Raw genomic sequence first — 16,913 nt, forward strand, 5'->3', positions numbered from 1 at the left:
CTACGCCTTTTCGGCCACCTTCTCCCCCGGTGCCGAGGCTGCAAAGATCAGCCTTTGCAGCACGATGAACAGGAACAGCAACACCCCGATGACGATCTTGGTCCACCAGCTCGACAGGGTGCCGTCGAAGATGATGTAGGTCTGTACCAGCCCCAGCAGCATCACGCCGATGAATGTGCCGAGCACGAAGCCGTAGCCTCCGGCCAGCAAGGTGCCCCCGATCACCACCGCGCTGATGGCGTCGAGCTCCACCCCCACGGCCGCCAAGGGGTAGCCGGCCGAGGTATAAAGGGAAAAGACGATTCCCGCCAAGGCCGCGAGCACGCTTGAGAGCATGTAGACTGCCACGGTGGTGCGGGCGACGGGTACGCCCATGAGCGAGGCGGACACGGTGTTGCCACCCAGCGCATAGACATAGGAGCCAAAGCGTGTGCGGTGCGCCACCAGTGCACCGACGACGAAGACGGCGATCATGAGGAGGCCGATGAAGCTCAGGCGGCCACCGCCCGGCAGGCGAATGAGGAGATCGGAGATCCAGTCGTAGAACGGGTGGTTGATCGGCACCGAATCCTGCGTGATGACCGAGGCGCCACCGCGAGCCAGGAACATGCCGGCGAGCGTCACGATGAAGGACGGAACCTCCAGCGCGTGAATGGCAAGACCCATCAGTCCGCCGAAAACGGCAGCGACGATGAGCGCGATGGCAAAGGCCACCAAGGGGTGCAGCCCCATCCAGCTGATCAGCACCGCCACCAGCACGCCGGTGAAGCCGATCACCGCCCCCACCGAAAGATCGATTCCCCCCGACAGGATCACGAAGGTCATGCCCACGGCGGTGATGCCGAGGAAGGCATTGTCGGTGAGGAAGTTGCCCAGGACCCGCGTCGAAAACATGCCCGGAAACTGCATCACCGAAAGGCCGTAGGCGATGGCAAAGATGACGGCCGTCGCGAGGAGAGGTCGGAGGCTGCGGCTCATTTGGCGGTCCTCTGCACGCCGATGCGCGCCCGTTGCGGCCGGCGGGGCGCGATGCGGGTGGCCAGCGGCGATTGGATCAGCAGGATGAGGATGATCATGCCCGCCTTGACGATGAGGTTGAACTCAGGGGGAAAGCCGGAGACGAGAATGCCGGTGTTCATCGCCTGGATGATAAGCGCCCCCACCACCGCCAGGGGAACGGAAAAGCGCCCGCCCAGCAGTGAGGTGCCGCCGATGACGACGGCCAGGATGGCGTCGAGCTCGAGCCAGAGGCCGGCATTATTGGCATCGGCACCCCGAATGTCGCCGGCAACGATGATACCGGCGATGGCAGCGCAGAGCCCCGACAGGGCATAGACCAAAATCAGTAGCATGCGACTGCGGATGCCGGCCAGGCTTGCCGCCGCCCGATTGACGCCCACCGCCTCGATGAACAGTCCGATCGCGGTTTTCCGCACCAGCAACGTCACGAGCACGAGCAGCACCAATGCGATGACGGTGGCCATGGGCAGGCCCAGGAAGGATCCCGTGCCGATAAAGATCAGCAGCGGATCGTTGAATGTCACGATGAAGCCCTGGGTGATGAGCTGGGCAATGCCGCGCCCTGCCACCATCAGGACCAGGGTGGCCACGATGGGCTGGATATCGAGTACGGCGACGAGAAAGCCGTTCCACAGACCACAGAGCAGGCCCACCAGCAGCGCAGCGATGACGGCGACCGGTGCCGGGTAGCCCGCGACGACAAGGCTCGCCGCCACTGCGCCCGCAACTGCCATCACTGCACCGACCGACAAATCCACGCCCTTGGTCGCGATCACGCCAACCATGCCGATGGAGAGGATGGCAACCGGCGCGCCGCGATTGAGCACGTCGATCACGCTGCCGAACAGTCGCCCATCCTGCCAGGTCACGCGGAAAAATGAGGGGAACAGCAGCCAGTTGATCAGCAGCACGCCCACCAGTGCGAGCAGTTGGGGATTGGCCAGCCGGCCCAGCATGCGGCGCGTCATGCGCTTGCTCCCGTTTGGTTGCTGGCGATCGCCTGCACGATGACTCCCGGATTGATGTTTTCGCCGTGCAGTTCGGCCACCATTTCGCGGTCGCGCATCACCACGATGCGCGATGAATAGGCCACGACCTCGTCAAGCTCGGAGGAGATGACGACGAGCGCCAGGCCTTCGTCGCGGAGCCGGTTGATGGTACGCACGATTTCCGCATGCGCGCCCACGTCGATGCCGCGGGTCGGTTCGTCGAGGATGAGAAAGGCCGGATCGGTGGCGAGCCAGCGCGACAGGATAACCTTCTGCTGGTTGCCGCCCGAGAGCAGTTTCACCGGCATGTCGAGCGAGGCGGCGCGGATGTCCATGGCTTCGCCGAAGCGGCCGGCGATTTCCATCTGCTCGTCGCGGTTGAGCGCGCTGAACCAGCCCAGCTTTCCCTGGAGCGCGATCACGATGTTCTCGCGCACCGAAAGCTCGCCAAAAATGCCTTCTGCCTTGCGATCTTCGGGACAGAACCCGAAGCCGCGGGAGATGGCGTCGGTGGGGTTGTCTATGGCGGTCTTTTGCCCCGCGACCCGCACTTCTCCTTCATCAGCGGGGTCGGCCCCGAACATGATGCGGGCCATTTCCGTGCGGCCCGATCCGAGCAGACCGGCAACCCCGATGACCTCGCCCTTATGGATGGTGAGGTTGAACGGATGCACGCTGCGCTTGCGGCCATAGTTGCGGAAGTCGAGCAGGACTTCACCGGCCGGACGCGCTTCCTCGAGCGCCGTTGCCCCGGAAAACGAAATGTCCTTGCCCAGCATCAATCTCACCACATCGGTCCGGGTGACATCTGTAAGAGCACGTGTCTCGATCAGCCTGCCATTGCGCAGCACGGTGACGCGGTCGGCAATGGCAAACACCTGGTCGAGGAAGTGGGTGATGAAGACGACCGCCAGACCCTGCGCCTTAAGAGAGCGTACGACGTCGAACAGACGCTCCACCTCGTTGCGGTCCAGGCTGGCCGTGGGCTCATCCAGGATAAGCACCTTGCCCGAGAGCTCTACGGCCCGCGCTATCGCCACGATCTGTTGCACGGCCACCGAGTGCGTGCCGAGCTCGCTTCCCGGGTCCAGGTCCAGGCCGTAGCGCGCCAGCACGGTCCGCGCGTCGCGCTCCATGCGGCGTCGGTCGACGAAGCCGTACCGCGTCGGCTGGTGACCCAGATAGAGATTTTCTGCCACCGACCGGTTGGGCAGCAGGTTGACCTCCTGGTACACCGTGCCGATGCCATAGGTCTGGGCGTGCTGCGGATTGTTCAGCGTAACCGGCTGGCTCTCGACCAGAACCTCGCCGCCATCCGGCTGATAGGCTCCCGTCAGAACCTTGATGAGGGTCGACTTGCCGGCGCCGTTCTCGCCCAGAAGGGCATGCACCTCGCCGGGCATGAGGCCGAAATTGACCTTGTCCAGCGCGACATGGTTGCCGAATACCTTGACGACGCCTCGCGCCTCGAGGACGTACCCTGTCTCGCTCATCCGCCCCTCCCTACCCATGAGCAGTCTGCCCTAAACTTTCAGCACCGTCATTGCCCCGCTTGTCCGGGCAATCCACGTTTCTTGGAAGGAGGACCACCCGGACGAGCCGGGTGGTGACAGCGTGAAAGGTTTGCGATCCGAACGGACGCTTAGTAGCCCAGACCCTTGCGGCGCTCGTATTCGCCTTCCGGATCATCAGCAGCGGTATAGAGCTTGGACTCGGTGATGATGAACTTTTCGGGCTCCGTGCCATCGGCCCAGTAGGCGGCCAGCGCGTCGAAGGCAGGGCCCGCCATGTTGGGGGTCAGCTCAACCGTTGCGTTGGCTTCTCCGGCGGCGATCGCCTGGAAGATGTCCGGCACGCCGTCGATGGAAACCACCTTGATGTCGGTGCCCGGCTTCAGGCCCGCATCCTTGATGGCCTGGATAGCGCCCACGGCCATGTCGTCGTTGTGCGCATAGACGGCACAGATATCGGCACCGCCGTTTTCGGCCTTGATGAAGCCTTCCATCACTTCCTTGCCCTTGGAGCGGGTGAAGTCACCCGTCTGGCTGCGCGCGATGGTGATGTTGTCGTGACCGGCGATGGCTTCCTCGAAGCCCTTCTTGCGATTGATCGCCGGGCTGGAACCGACGGTACCCTGCAGTTCCACGACCTTGCAGTCCTCCGACCCGACATTGTCGACGAGCCATTGGCCGGCAACGCGGCCTTCCTTGACCTGGTCCGATGCAACCGACGTCAGGTAGAGATCTTCCGGCGCCTCGACGCCACGGTCGAGCAGCACGACGGGGATTTCGGCTTCCTTGGCTTCCTGCAGCACGTCGTCCCAGCCGGTGGCGACAACGGGGGCCACGAGGATAGCGTCAACGCCCTGGGCGATGAAGCCTCGGATCGCCTTGATCTGGTTTTCCTGCTTCTGCTGGGCGTCCGCGAACTTAAGGTCGACGCCGCGTTCCTCGGCCTGTTGCTTGGTGACTGACGTTTCAGCGGCGCGCCAGCCCGATTCCGAGCCGATCTGCGAGAAGCCAACCACCTTGCCGGAGATATCCTGCGCCAGGGCGCCAGAAGACAAAGCAGTAGCGAGGCCTGCCGCGAGGGCAAGCTTGGTGATGATGCTCACGATTGTTCCTCCCAATGGACCACCGGGCCGTTTGGCCTTCGGCGATAGGGAGACGCTACATAAAGTACTATTATATGTAAAGCCCTTCAACCTGACCTCTGCTGGCGACCCGCAGAACCAGGAAAAACTCCGGCTAGCAGGCATTTAGGCGGCGAGCGATGGGCAAGTCCGAGCGATGATCAGCGAGGCACACGAGGCCCGAACCGGTATGAATGCTTGGAACGGCTGTCCCTTGTCACGCATTGGCACCCCGATTGAACAAGGAGGCCAGCAGTGACTGATCGCTTCACCATGCAGGACCCGCGTCACCAGTATCCGGCGCCCCCATTCCCCCGCCAGCCGCAATCTCCGCCCGGGCTCGTCTCGAAAATGGAGCCGCTTCCCGATCATGGGGAAGAGAGTTATGCCGGCTTCGGACGGCTGACCGGCCGCAAGGCGCTGATCACCGGTGGCGATTCCGGCATTGGCCGGGCCGCTGCCATCGCTTTCGCCCGGGAAGGCGCGGACGTGGCCATCAACTTCCTGCCCAGCGAACAGGAGGATGCGCAGGATGTCATCAGCCTGATCGAGAAGGCCGGCACGAAAGGCGTGGCCATCGCTGGTGACGTCAGCGACGAAAAGTTCTCCCGCAGTCTCGTGCGGCAGGCGATCAAGGAACTGGGCGGGCTCGATATTCTGGTGGTCAATGCTGCGCGCCAGCAGACCCGGCCAACGGTGGAAGAGGTCTCCTCCGACGACTTCGATCGCACCATGAAGACCAACCTCTATGCGCTGCACTGGATCGTGCAGGAGGCGGTGCCGCATCTGCCGCCGGGCGCATCGATCATCACGACGGCATCGATCCAGGCCTTCGAGCCTTCGGCCGGACTGCTGGACTATGCGACCACCAAGGCCGGCATCGTGGCCTATACGCAGGCACTGGCCAGTCAGCTGATCGAGCGCGGCATCCGCGTCAACGCGGTCGCACCGGGGCCGTTCTGGACCGTGCTGCAGCCCAGTGGCGGCCAGCCTCCGGAGAAGGTGGAGAACTTCGGCAAGCAGAGCGCCTTCGGCCGGCCAGGCCAGCCTGTCGAACTGGCACCCATCTACGTTCTACTCGCCAGCCAGGAAGGCAGCTATCTCACCGGCGAGGTCTTCGGCGCGACTGGCGGGAAGGGAGTGACCTGATGCGATCGGTAGCGCACAAGGCGCTGCGCGACACCGATGCCCTGTGGGACCATCCCACGGGGCTACTCGCCCTCGCCTTGTATCCCGTCATGGTCGGGGCGTTTCTGCTCTGTCTCATGGCTCTGGGCGCCATGGAAGCGATCCGGCTCCTGCAGGGGCTCACACCGCCTCAGAGGGGTCCCAGCCCACGCTGAGGAGCTGACGCCAGGCTCTGGCCGCATCGGTATCGAGATGAAGCCGCGCAGCAGCCAGCGGCACGTCCGCTGCGAGAAACCGGACCTCATGGTTGTGGAGGAAACTGCTGATCCCCTCCCCGACCACCGGGTGCAGCGTCAACACGCCCCCGATAAACCCAATCGGCCGCTTGCCGACGCGCTGCGAAAGCGCGAGCCCGAGTTGCGCCAGCTCCAGCGCGGCATCGCGAAGAAGGCCGAGGGCCAGGCCATCCCCCTCCTCGGCCGCATCCCCCACGGCGACGGCCAGGGTCCCGATTTTGCCGCGGTCGCTCCCATAGACAAATTGACGAACATCGCTCCAGCTCGTGCCACCGATGATGGCGAACATCCTGTCCGCCACGGCCGAGACGTCACGAAAGGTGCCGGAATGGTCATGGGCGCGGTAGATGAGATCGAGAGCGCGCAGCGCAATCCAGCTCCCGGATCCGGCGTCGTCGATAAGGATGCCGCGCCCTCCAACCCGCACCACCTGCTCGGGCCCGAAATGAAGGCCGATTGACCCGGTGCCTGCCGAGACCAGATGCCCCTCGCCGGGCTCGAAATTGGCCGCATAGGCAAGGCTCATGTCGTCTACTAGGACAGTGCTCCCCTCCGGCACGCCCAGAGTGTCGCGCAGCAGCGCATTGACGTCGGCGGTGGCCGCGGGCCCAAACCCGGTCAGTCCCGCAAGAACGCCGCCAGCCGAAAGGCCGGCTTCCGCAAGGTCCTTGCCGATCGCGGACAGCACCTCCCGCAGTCTCGCCTTTTCGGCCGGGTTGAACACGTGGCCGGTGGCGCCCACGGTCCTTCCCCGCGTCACCACGTCCCCGTGCTCATCGCAGGCGACCCAGCGGCTGCCGGTGCCACCGACGTCGAGACCAAGGTGGATCGTGTGGGTCATTGAGGAACACCGAGCGAAACGAAGCGGCGCGTGATCTCGCGCGGATTGGTGATCATCGTGCCGACGACAACGGCATGGGCACCGGCCTCAAATGCTCGCCTTACAAGTTCGGGCGTGTTGTATCGCCCCTCGGCAATCACCGGCAGGCTGATCCGGCGAGCCAGCGCCTCCACGAGCGCCACGTCCGGCGCTTCAGGTTTGGGCCCGGTGGCTTCGGTATAGCCGGACAGCGTGGTGCCGACATAGGTTGCGCCAGCGTCTGCGGCGGCCAAACCCTCGTCCAGAACGGACACATCGGCGAAGACTTCAACCCCCAGTTCGTCGCGAATGCGCCGGATCAGCACCGTCGGTTCTTCACCGTTCCGTGGACGCAGCGTGCAATCGAGCGCAACGACATCGGCGCCGGCGGCAACGATGGCGCGGGCAGCGTCGAAATTGGGCGTGATGTAGACGGGAGAACTGTCGGAAAGAATCTTGTAGATGCCCAGCACAGGCAGCCCTGCCGCCTTGACCGCTGCAATGTCCTCGGGTCCGTTCGCCCTGATGCCGACAGCGCCGCCGTCACGTGCCGCCAGCGCCATGGCGCCCATGAACGCGGGGCCGTGCAGCGGGTTGTCCGCGCGCGCCTGGCACGAGACGATGATGCCTCTTTTCGCCAGCTTGAGCGGGCTCATTTGACCGCTCCCGAGGTCATGCCGTTGATGAACTGGCGCGACAGGATGATGTAGAGCAGCACGATCGGCGCCGCCGACAGCGTCAGCCCGGCAAACAGCACGCCCCAATTGCTGTTGTACTCGCCCATGAAGGTGGTGAGCCCTTGCGGCAGCGTCTTGAGGTTGTCGTTCTGGATGAAGATCAGCGGGAAGAAGAAGTCGTTCCAGATCGGCACCAGGTTCTGGATGCCGGCGATCACCATGGCCGGCCGGACCAGCGGCAGCATGATGGACCACATGATGCGCGCCTCGCTCGCTCCATCCATGCGCGCCGCATCCTCAAGCTCGCTCGGCAGCGTGCGGATGAAGCCGGTCATAATGAAGACCGTGGTGGGCAGGCCCATCGCCACATAGACGAGGATCAGCGAAAACGGCGTGTTCAGCGCACCCAGGTCCCGCATCAGGATGAAGAGCGGGATGATGGCCAGCTTGAGCGGCAGCGTGAGGCCGGCCAGGAAGAACATGAGGATGAAGCCCGCGCCCCAGAACTCGTAGCGCGCAATGGCGTAGGCCGCCATGGTGCCCAGCGCCAGCACGAGGGTGATTGATGTGCCGGTGACGAAGACGGAGTTCAGTAGGTAGCGCAGGAAATTCGTCTCGGTCCAGATCTTCACGATGTTCTCGACATGGGTGAAGTCGGGCAGCGCGAACGGATGCTGGTAGATTTGCGCGCTGGTCTTGAAGGCGGCAAACACCATGATGACGATCGGCGCCAGCATGATGACGGTGTTGGCGATGAGAATGATCTGGATCAGCCCGTCGCGCCCCAACGTTCCCAAGAGGCCCCGGCGGTCGCCATAATGCTCGACGGCCGCGCTCATAGCTCGATCTCCCGTGCGCGCAGCTTGACGGTGATGACGCTGGCAACAGCCGCGATGAAGAGGAAGATCAGCACCGCAAGCGCGCTGCCCATGCCGAAATTCTGGGTGGAACTGGAGACGGTTCCGAAGGCCGTGCGGTAGAAGAGAAGCCCCAGGACGTCGGTCGAGCCATAGGGCGAACCATCAAGACCTGCCATGACGTAGGGGATTTCAAACCAGTTGAAGGCCCCCACGAAAAGCAGCACGAACACCACGGTGGCGCTCGGCGCCACCAGCGGCCACACCACCTTGGAAATCTTGACCCACTCGCTTTCGGTTTCCATGCGCACGGCGTCGAGGATCTCCCCCGGGATGCGCTGCATGCCGGCGAGGAACACCAGCGCGGGAAAGCCCACCATGTGCCAGGCATTGGCTACCACCAGCGACCAAAGCGCCGTCGTGTCCTGCCCCAGCCAGGGCTGCGCCAGGGCGCCGAGGCCGACCGATTTGAGCGAGATGTTCACCACCCCGAACAGCGGGTGGTAGAAGAGCTTGAACATGTAGCCCACGATGATGGTCGAGAGCACCACGGGCAGGAAGACGGCGATGCGGTGGAAACGCGCACCCGGCAGTCCGCGCCACAGGCAATAGGCCAGTAGGAAACCGACCCCGTTCTGCAGCACCATCAACGCAAAGAACACCATGACGTTGTTGCGGAAGGCGTTCCAGGTGTAGCTGGCGTAGGGCGGGGCAAACAGCACCTTGTAGAAATTGTCGAAGCCGACGAACTGCCCGCGCGCCATGCCCTTCCACTCGAAGAAGGCGTAGGCGAAGGCGGAAATGATCGGGTAGACGATAAAGAGCGCCACAAAGGCCAGTGGCGGCACGATCAGCACGGTGATCCACAGTCCACGACCGGTGAGGCGCAAGCGGGGCATCAAGACAAGTCCTCGTCGGCGGGAAGAGGGAGGGCCGGCAGCGTTGGGTCCGCCGGCCCGCGGGAGGAACTTACTTCTGGAACGGCTCGTACCAGGCGGCGATGCCCTCGGTCACGGCCTTGCCGACCTCTTCGGGCGTTGCCTTGTTGTCGAGCATCTTCTGTACTTCTGCCTGCAGCAGCACCGATCCAGTCGGCTCGCCATAGCGGAAATCGGTCAACATGATGTAGGGGATCGACTGCTTGTCGAGTTCGGCAACCTTTGCCAGCACGGGGTCCTTGAACTCGACGCCCGGGATGGTGGAGATATTGCTCAAATCGTCAGCAAAGGCCTGACCGAATTCGGCGGAGGCCAGGTAGTTGAGGAACTTGAGTGCCGCTTCCGGGTGCTCGGTCTTGGCATTGGCCGCGTAGCCGCCGTCCACATAGGTCGCAACAAGCTTCGGATCGTCGGCCGTCTCGCCCGGGGCGGCCATCACGCCGATGTCGAGATCGGGGTTCTGGTTGCGAAAATTGGCGATTTCATACGAGCCACCGGCGAACATTGCGGCCATGCCCGAGGTGAAGAGCTGCTGGGCCGAGGGGTAGTCGAGGCCGATGAACCCATCGGGGAAATAGGCGGTGATGTCCTTGAGATGGGTCAACGCATCGATGTAGCGCTCGTCGGTGAAGTCGGTCTTGCCGGCGGCCAAATCCTCGTAGAAGTCCTTGCCCATGATGGACGAGGTGAGCGCGCCCACCACTACTTCGTTCTGCCAGGCGGTTGCCGTACCGTTGGCGAAGGGCATGATGCCGGCGGCCTTGAGCTTTTCGCAGGCAGCAACCAGTTCATCCCAGGTCTGCGGCTCTTCGATGCCGTTATCGGCAAAGATCTGCTTGTTGTAGAGGATGAACTGGGTCGAGACGGCGAAGGGGATGGCGTAGACGGTGTTGTCGGAGCGCTGTGTCTCGGCCGTGAGATAATTGGCCGGAATGGCGTCGAGACCCTCGATCTTCTCGCCGTCGAGCGGCATCAGGTAGCCCGCGCTGGAGAGGGTTTCGAGCCCGCCATAGGCGCGCACCATCATCAGGTCCGGCCCCGTCCCTCCCGCCAGCGCGGTCGAGAGAATGGTGTTGTAGTTCGTGGCCTCGAACGTCTCGAACTTGATAGTGATATCCGGGTTGTCGGCCTCGAAGGCGTCGATGAACTTTTCATACTGCGCCCTGTCCTCCTGCCGCCACGACCAGAAGGTGAGGTCTTGGGCAAAGGCCGGAACGGCGATGAGCAGTGCACCGAGTGCGGCACCGTATCTAATGAGTGTCTTGTTCATATCGTTTGTCCCTCTCCTTGGACGTTTTGGTCAGGCCGAGAGGCGCTGACCGGTTTCCCTGCTGAAAAAATGCGCCCCCTCTAGCGCAATCTCGACATGCACCGGCGTATCCGGTTCGTAGCTCTCATCGGGCCCCGTACGGACGCTGACCAGCGTACCGTCGCCCAGACGGGCATAGACGTAGGCGTTGTCGCCCAGATACTCGGTGTAGATGACGGTTGCCGCGTACCCGTTGGCAGAGGCATCCCGACGAAGCCGCATCGCATCGGGCCTCACACCCAAGGTGAGACGACCGTGCTCCGGACCAGGCAGGCGCGGCAGGGTGACCGAGCCGGCACCCGGAAGAGCCAGCGCATCGCCTTCGCGCTCCACTTCGAGCAACGCCATCCTGGGCGACCCGATAAAGGTGGCGACAAACGTGTTGGCAGGGGTCTGGTAGAGATCGCGCGGGGAACCGACCTGCTCGATGCGGCCCAGATTCATCACCACAATCCTGTCCGCCAAGGTCATGGCTTCAACCTGATCGTGGGTGACGTAGATCGTGGTGCCGCCGATGTCGCGGTGCAGTTTCGCGATTTCGAGCCGAACGTCGGAGCGCAGGGCCGCATCGAGATTGGACAGCGGCTCATCGAGCAGCAGCACCTGCGGCTTGCGCACCAGAGCGCGTCCGATGGCGACGCGCTGGCGCTGACCGCCCGAGAGTTCACGCGGCTTGCGCTTCAGCAGCGGTTCGAGCCGCAGCATACGCGCGGCCTCGGCAATGCGCGCCTCGACCTCGGCCTTGTCGAGACCCATGAGGCGAGCACCGAACGCCATGTTTTCGTAGACGTCCATATGCGGATAGAGCGCGTAGGACTGAAACACCATCGCGATGCCGCGGCGCGAGGGCGGCACGGCATTCATGGTGCGGCCGTTGAGCTGGAACTCGCCGTCGGAAATCGGGTCGAGCCCGGCAATCAATCGCAGGAGCGTGGACTTGCCGCACCCGGAGGGTCCGACAAAGACGACGAACTCCCGATCGCCGATATCGAGATCGATGCCGTGCAGCACCTCGACGTTGCGAAACCGCTTCTTGATGCCGCGTAGCGAAAGCTGCGCCATGTCCTCTCCACGGGCGCGACAGCGCAGAAAAGCTGCGGTGCGTGCGTGTCCCTGGATGGAATACTAAATTCCGATTTTCCAACGTGTCAAGAATAGACAATCACGAATTGGCTGTGACTAGGCCTTGAGCACGGTCACCGCCTCCTCGCTGCGGTGGATGTGGTCATAGGCATCTGCCTGCCGGCGCAACAGGAGGATGAACAGCATGTCGGTCAGCATCAATTGCGCATCTCGCGACGTGATGGCGGACGAGCGCACGCGCTCTTCATCGGCCACCGTATGAAGGCCGATGTCGGCCAGTTGCAGCAGCGGATTGGGATGCAGGCCCGTCACCGAAACGACAGTTGCGCCGCGCGCCTTTGCCAGTTCCGCGATGCGCAGGGTTTCGACGCTGCGGCCGGAATGGGAAAGCGCAAAGAGGAGGTCTTCGCGACCCAACGTTGATGCGCTCGAAATCTGGATGTGCGTATCGCTATCCAGCAGCACGGAGCGGCCAAGCTTGAGCAGTTTGTAGGAAAAATCCTTGGCGACGAGCGAGGACGCACCGACCCCGGCCAATTGGATGCGGCGCGCGTTGAGCACGGCTTCCAGCGCGTCGTCGATGGTTTTTTCCTCGTTGGCCGCGGCCGTCTCGCGCATCGAGAGCACCTTGGAGCCGATCAGCTTTTGCAGGATCGTCATGTAGGAATCGCTGGCATCGATGCTGCCATGGATGATGCCGGCGGGCGCCTGCCACTCCTGCGCCTTTGCCTTGTTGACCGCCAGCTTGAGCTGCTGATAGCCGGCATAGCCGAGCTTCTGGCTAAACTTGACGACGCTGGACTGGCTGCGGCCGGTGGCTTGAGCCAGCGCGGCCGATGACATGGCGAGCATGCGTTCGGGATCGTCGAGAATGAACTGGGCGATCTGACGATCCGCCTGCGTCATCGCATCGATCTGGGCGCTGAGGATGCGCAGGATGGACATGGTTCCCCCGGCCGCTCGATGGCCCCGGATGAGTCACCGACATGGTTGGAATAATCTATTCCAAAAGCCGCTGACAATGATAATCGCGCTAAGCGGCGAGCGGTTGTTCCACGGCGCTCGTCGTCCGGCGCTGGCGCCAGGCGCGCAAAGCCCGCTGCGCTTCGTCGGCAGTCAGGGCAAGGCGCCCTTTGAGGGTCGCCGCGCCGGCAAAGGTGCCCAATTCCACCGCCTCGGTGGCGAACCGCGTCTTGAAGGCCTCGGCGCCACAAAGGAAATCGACGGTCGAAGGCCCGTTGTCGAACGCCCACTTGATGTATTCGCTCATCAGCAGCGTGCCGGGCGACGCCCGCTCGTACGCCGGGTCGTAGCTGGTGACGAACGCCATCATCGAACCGTGTTGCACGAAGTTGACGGACACGGCCACGATCGCGTCGCCGCACTCCAACACGCAGAGGCGGAGGATCTGCTTTTGGGCCAGCACCTCGACCAGATCGGCAAGCGTCTGGGTTCCGGCCTCGAACAGCGCCGAACTGTGTCCTTGCGCGAGCAGCCACTGACGCTTGAGCGCAGCGAGCCGATCCAGCACCGGGCCGCGTGGCGCGTCGGCACCAAGAACGCTGAAACGGACCGGTCCAGCGTCTTCCAAAAATTTCCAGCCGCGGCGGTGGTTCTGGCGCGCCTTTTTGGTCTGGCCCTCGAACCAGGACGCCCCGTCCACCTGGGCGGTGACCCGATGGCTGGTTTCAGTCCGATGGTTGGGCTGGAGCCGTACGCCGTGGTCGCGCGCCACCAAGGCCCGCATCCGCGCGTCGGGCAGCAGCCGATTGATGAGCGCGATATCAAAGCCCCGGTCCGCGCAGACGCGAGACCATAATGCGTCCAACTGGGTCTGCGCGACCCCAGCGGCTGCGATCAGGTCACCATAGTCGCTGTGGCTGTTGGCCGCCCATTCGAGAAAGACGAGACCGCGCCGGCGATGCGTTGCCAATGGAAGTATCGCAAGCAGCCGCTCATCTTCCCAGATCAGCCCGATGCGCAAGCTGCGGTCCGCCCGGTCCGGTGCGTTTCGCCACCATGCGGAAATCCATCCATGGCTTTGGAAGACCAGCGCGCCGCATGCCGACCAGAGGGCATCCCAGGCAGGGCCGATCTCGGCGAGGCGATCGGCATCGCGAACGATCTCGATCCGCGCGGTCATGAGGGGCGGCCTTCCACCCCACCCGACCGCAGGCGACGGCGGCGCAGCGGCCGGATGAGGATCAACCCCATCTTCTTGAGCGGCAGTACCCAGAGCCCGAACAGGGACTGATAGTCGCTGTGATCCTTGTCCATCAGCCCGAAGCGGAACTCCTCATCGGGCTTGGGAACACAGGCGGTACCGAACATCCGGTCCCAAAAGGAGAACAGGAGGCCGAAATTCTTGTCGTAGTGTCTTGGATCGACGCTGTGGTGCAACTGGTGCCAGTGCGGGCTGAGGATCACATTGTCCAGCGGACCGAACGAAATCTTGAGATGGGTATGGCGCACGAAATCCATCATCAGGATGTTGCGGATCACGTAGACGTTGATGCCGAAGATGGTCACCTCGACCGGGTCGAGCGCGATCAGCGTCCAGATGCCGAACGCAATGCCGGGAATGACGCCGTCCCAGATGCGGTTGAGCAGATCATCGAGCGGATGCACGCGGTCCTTGGTGACGCCCACCATCACCTCGGCCGAATGGTGCACCTTGTGCAGTTCCCACAGGAGCGGGATGCGATGCTGCGCATAATGATAGAGATAGTAGGAAATGTCGTAGGCCAGCAGCATCGTCAGCGTGAAGACGACGATGACCAGCGGCCCCGCGTCCTGCAGCAGCGGCGCATGAATGTTGAAGAGCGCGCCAAGGGTCTGGTTGGTGAGGAAGGCCACGCCGGAAACGAAGATCACCCCGGAAGGGATCAGCAGGAATGGCATCAGCAGCTTCTTGGTGAGCCAGAACAGGAAGTCGGCCTTGGCCGAGGGATGCAGGATCACCTCCTTGGGCAGCGCAAACTCGAAGAAATCAACAAGAGAGCGCTTTTCGACGGTGCGGAAATAGGCCCAGAGAGCACTTCCCAACGCCGTCAACAGCAACAACCCGGCGGTGACGAGGTTGTCGTAGCTGAGCTTGTTGATGACCTTGTCGATGAACTCCGCGATCATGGCCGGGCTCCTGCAGCGTGAAAGTGCGCGCTCGCGCGTGCTGCATAATAGGAGATGCTCCCCGGCCGATGGCGGCAAACCTTAAGAGTTAGTTAATGCCGGCAAGGCGGATTCGCGTGGTGGCGCCGGCTTTCCCGACCAGCCCGCTCCAGACCAGCCGCGGCGCTGGCCGAAGCACGCCAAAGCGGGGCGAAACCCAGCCGCCATCGGGCGTTTCCCGGCCGAGGAACACCTCGGTGCTGCCAGGCGGCAGGATCAGGTCCAGCGCACCGCCAGGCCAGGAGGCGCGTGCGGCATTGCCCTGGAACTGCACCTCTACCCCTTCGGCAAACTGCCAGACGATATTGGCCTCCCGCTCGCTGCCTAACAACTGGTCCGAGATGGCGAACCCATCATCGCCGAGGGTGATGGTGCGCCGGTGCACGGCCCCGAACCGCGACTGATACCCGTCGTGCTCGGCCACGAGCGGAAAGCTGCCCCCCTGCCTAGCCCGGATCGTCCTGGCCTTGTGCGCCCAGTTGAAGGCGCCCGACATGGTGCTTTGGCTCTGCCCACCGATATGGAGCGTGTTGTGCGCCGGAGTGGACCGAAACCAGTTCCGCCAGGCCCCGCCGGACCCGTAGAGGTAGGTACCCGGATCAACGAGGATGGCGCGACCATCGATGTCGAGGGTCACGGACAAGGCGTCGGCGTGCCCATGCGCGGCAATCGAGAGGTAGCCCAGGGGACCGTGATCGAAGAGCAGAACGGCGGCGCGGCCAGCAAAAGTGCCCCGCCAAACGCTGAGACCGCCATTGTCGAACGCGCGCAGACCCGTGGGCGGCGTCTTGGCATCTGGTCGGCTCCCGAAAACCAGCCCTCGGAAGTCGGACCGGGGATCGACCGTCGCTTGCCCAAAAACTCCGGCAATCGCGGACGCCACCGACCCCGCATAATCTGTTTCCGCCCCCACGCTGATCGCGCGACCCTCGTCGTCGTCACCGAACCGGCCGGCCGGACCGATCCAGTCGATAAAGCCGGCAAAGGCGCTGAGGCGCCGCTCAGCCGGAGCGGAAAACGGATGACCGGTCTGCCGCGCCGCTTCGGCGGCCAGCAGAGCAAGTTCGGCGGTGAACGCGCCATAGGTCGGACTTTGCTCGGCAGGTGCCCCGTCGGGCAGGATTTGCCTGTCGACCTGTGCAAGGAGGGCAATGCGCGCCGCCCGTCCATCCGTGCCCAGCGCCTGCGCCAGCAACACCTCGCCCACCAGTTCCGCCACGTAGTGATTATTGGCCGAGGAGTGGAGCGAGGGAAAGCGGGGCAGCCAGAAGGCGCTGGCTGCCAGCACCTGCCCGATCGCCTCCACGGCCGGCCGCGACAGTCTCGCCCCGACAAGCTCGATCGTAAGGAGCAGGCTGATCGCCCGCACGGCAACCTCGATACCGGACGCCCACCCGACCCCGCCGAAAGGCGGATTGGTGCGGTGCCAGCTTGCGACCAGAGCCTCGATTGCCTCGAGGCTGCGCCGGTCGCCCGCCACCAGCGCATGCGCGGCAAGGGCGGGAAGCATCTGCAGGCGATTGATTTCCCAGACATATTTTATATCGCCCCGGCTGCCATCATGCCGGAAATCGATATCGAACGCGTAACGATCAGCGCCCGGCCAGCTCCGCCCCGTAACAGGATCGAGCCGCCATAGGGTGTCGTAGGGTGGCTCGATGCTTCCTGCCGGCCAGTCCCGGCCGAGTGCCAAAAACCTGCCTCCGAGAAACGCTTCGGCGGCGCTGGCAATTGCCCGGTGCTGCTCGGGTCCGGCCGCCAGGATTCGCGCGCGCAGCTCTGGCCAAACCGGATGCAGCGACTGTGCCCGGTAAGGCTCCCAGCCCTGGTGCCGGCGCCGCGAAGCGACCTTGCGCCCCTTTTCCACGATGCGGTGGAGGACCTCGGCAGGGCTCATATTGCGCAGGCGGTTGAGGGTCCAGGCAAGGGTCATCGATTTGATCCGGCGACGGTTCAA

General features: G+C 63.7%; 16 protein-coding genes. 2 read left to right on the plus strand and 14 right to left on the minus strand.

The window, feature by feature from the left end:
• The 4 genes from yjfF to ytfQ all read right to left on the minus strand — a co-directional run bounded on the left by yjfF (position 1) and on the right by ytfQ (position 4,623).
• Positions 1-978 (minus strand): galactofuranose ABC transporter, permease protein YjfF, encoded by a 978-nt coding sequence (yjfF, locus tag IC608_RS14830; protein WP_191777117.1) that lies wholly within the window; start codon positions 976-978, stop codon positions 1-3.
• Positions 975-1,988: an ABC transporter permease gene (locus IC608_RS14835; RefSeq protein WP_191777119.1), complete on the minus strand. Its 1,014-nt coding sequence runs from the start codon at positions 1,986-1,988 to the stop codon at positions 975-977. Before IC608_RS14835 ends, yjfF begins: the two co-directional genes overlap by 4 nt.
• Positions 1,985-3,502: a sugar ABC transporter ATP-binding protein gene (locus IC608_RS14840; protein WP_191777121.1), complete on the minus strand. Its 1,518-nt coding sequence runs from the start codon at positions 3,500-3,502 to the stop codon at positions 1,985-1,987. The genes IC608_RS14835 and IC608_RS14840 overlap by 4 nt, the downstream gene beginning before the upstream one ends.
• A 149-nt stretch (positions 3,503-3,651) precedes the next feature.
• A complete protein-coding gene (gene ytfQ, locus IC608_RS14845; protein WP_345890910.1) occupies positions 3,652-4,623 on the minus strand; it encodes a galactofuranose ABC transporter, galactofuranose-binding protein YtfQ in 972 nt (323 codons plus the stop codon).
• 273 nt (positions 4,624-4,896) lie between these two features.
• On the opposite strand from ytfQ, the gene IC608_RS14850 reads away from it, so the two are divergent.
• On the plus strand, positions 4,897-5,790 hold the full coding sequence (locus tag IC608_RS14850) for an SDR family oxidoreductase (RefSeq protein WP_191777123.1): 894 nt from the start codon (positions 4,897-4,899) through the stop codon (positions 5,788-5,790).
• Entirely contained in the window at positions 5,790-5,984 is a 195-nt protein-coding gene (locus IC608_RS14855; RefSeq protein ID WP_191777125.1) for a hypothetical protein, read from the plus strand. The genes IC608_RS14850 and IC608_RS14855 overlap by 1 nt, the downstream gene beginning before the upstream one ends.
• Here the strand turns inward: IC608_RS14855 and IC608_RS14860 are convergent.
• The 10 genes from IC608_RS14860 to IC608_RS14905 all read right to left on the minus strand — a co-directional run bounded on the left by IC608_RS14860 (position 5,950) and on the right by IC608_RS14905 (position 16,889).
• Positions 5,950-6,906 carry an N-acetylglucosamine kinase gene (locus IC608_RS14860; RefSeq protein WP_191777127.1) on the minus strand — a complete coding sequence of 319 codons (957 nt, stop codon included), beginning with the start codon at positions 6,904-6,906 and terminating at the stop codon, positions 5,950-5,952. The two genes, IC608_RS14855 and IC608_RS14860, sit on opposite strands and share 35 nt — an antisense overlap.
• Complete coding sequence (locus IC608_RS14865) at positions 6,903-7,580, minus strand: N-acetylmannosamine-6-phosphate 2-epimerase (RefSeq protein ID WP_191777129.1); 678 nt, start codon at positions 7,578-7,580, stop codon at positions 6,903-6,905. Before IC608_RS14865 ends, IC608_RS14860 begins: the two co-directional genes overlap by 4 nt.
• Positions 7,577-8,440 (minus strand): carbohydrate ABC transporter permease, encoded by an 864-nt coding sequence (locus IC608_RS14870; protein ID WP_191777131.1) that lies wholly within the window; start codon positions 8,438-8,440, stop codon positions 7,577-7,579. The genes IC608_RS14865 and IC608_RS14870 overlap by 4 nt, the downstream gene beginning before the upstream one ends.
• Positions 8,437-9,357, minus strand: a complete 921-nt coding sequence (locus IC608_RS14875) for a carbohydrate ABC transporter permease (RefSeq protein ID WP_191777133.1) — start codon at positions 9,355-9,357, stop codon at positions 8,437-8,439. Before IC608_RS14875 ends, IC608_RS14870 begins: the two co-directional genes overlap by 4 nt.
• Before the next feature lie 70 nt (positions 9,358-9,427).
• The gene (locus IC608_RS14880; protein ID WP_191777141.1) at positions 9,428-10,666 is read right to left on the minus strand and encodes an extracellular solute-binding protein; all 1,239 of its coding nucleotides are present in this window, start codon (positions 10,664-10,666) and stop codon (positions 9,428-9,430) included.
• Between the two features lie 30 nt (positions 10,667-10,696).
• On the minus strand, positions 10,697-11,767 hold the full coding sequence (locus tag IC608_RS14885) for an ABC transporter ATP-binding protein (RefSeq protein WP_191777143.1): 1,071 nt from the start codon (positions 11,765-11,767) through the stop codon (positions 10,697-10,699).
• A 117-nt stretch (positions 11,768-11,884) separates the two neighbouring features.
• On the minus strand, positions 11,885-12,733 hold the full coding sequence (locus IC608_RS14890) for a MurR/RpiR family transcriptional regulator (RefSeq protein WP_191777145.1): 849 nt from the start codon (positions 12,731-12,733) through the stop codon (positions 11,885-11,887).
• 88 nt (positions 12,734-12,821) lie between these two features.
• Positions 12,822-13,931 carry a GNAT family N-acetyltransferase gene (locus tag IC608_RS14895; RefSeq protein WP_191777148.1) on the minus strand — a complete coding sequence of 370 codons (1,110 nt, stop codon included), beginning with the start codon at positions 13,929-13,931 and terminating at the stop codon, positions 12,822-12,824.
• Positions 13,928-14,917 carry a sterol desaturase family protein gene (locus IC608_RS14900; protein WP_191777150.1) on the minus strand — a complete coding sequence of 330 codons (990 nt, stop codon included), beginning with the start codon at positions 14,915-14,917 and terminating at the stop codon, positions 13,928-13,930. Before IC608_RS14900 ends, IC608_RS14895 begins: the two co-directional genes overlap by 4 nt.
• Positions 14,918-15,005: 88 nt before the next feature.
• Complete coding sequence (locus tag IC608_RS14905) at positions 15,006-16,889, minus strand: heparinase II/III family protein (RefSeq protein ID WP_191777152.1); 1,884 nt, start codon at positions 16,887-16,889, stop codon at positions 15,006-15,008.
• Positions 16,890-16,913: the final 24 nt, after the last annotated feature.

Source organism: Devosia oryzisoli, assembly GCF_014837245.1.
Lineage (GTDB): Bacteria > Pseudomonadota > Alphaproteobacteria > Rhizobiales > Devosiaceae > Devosia > Devosia oryzisoli.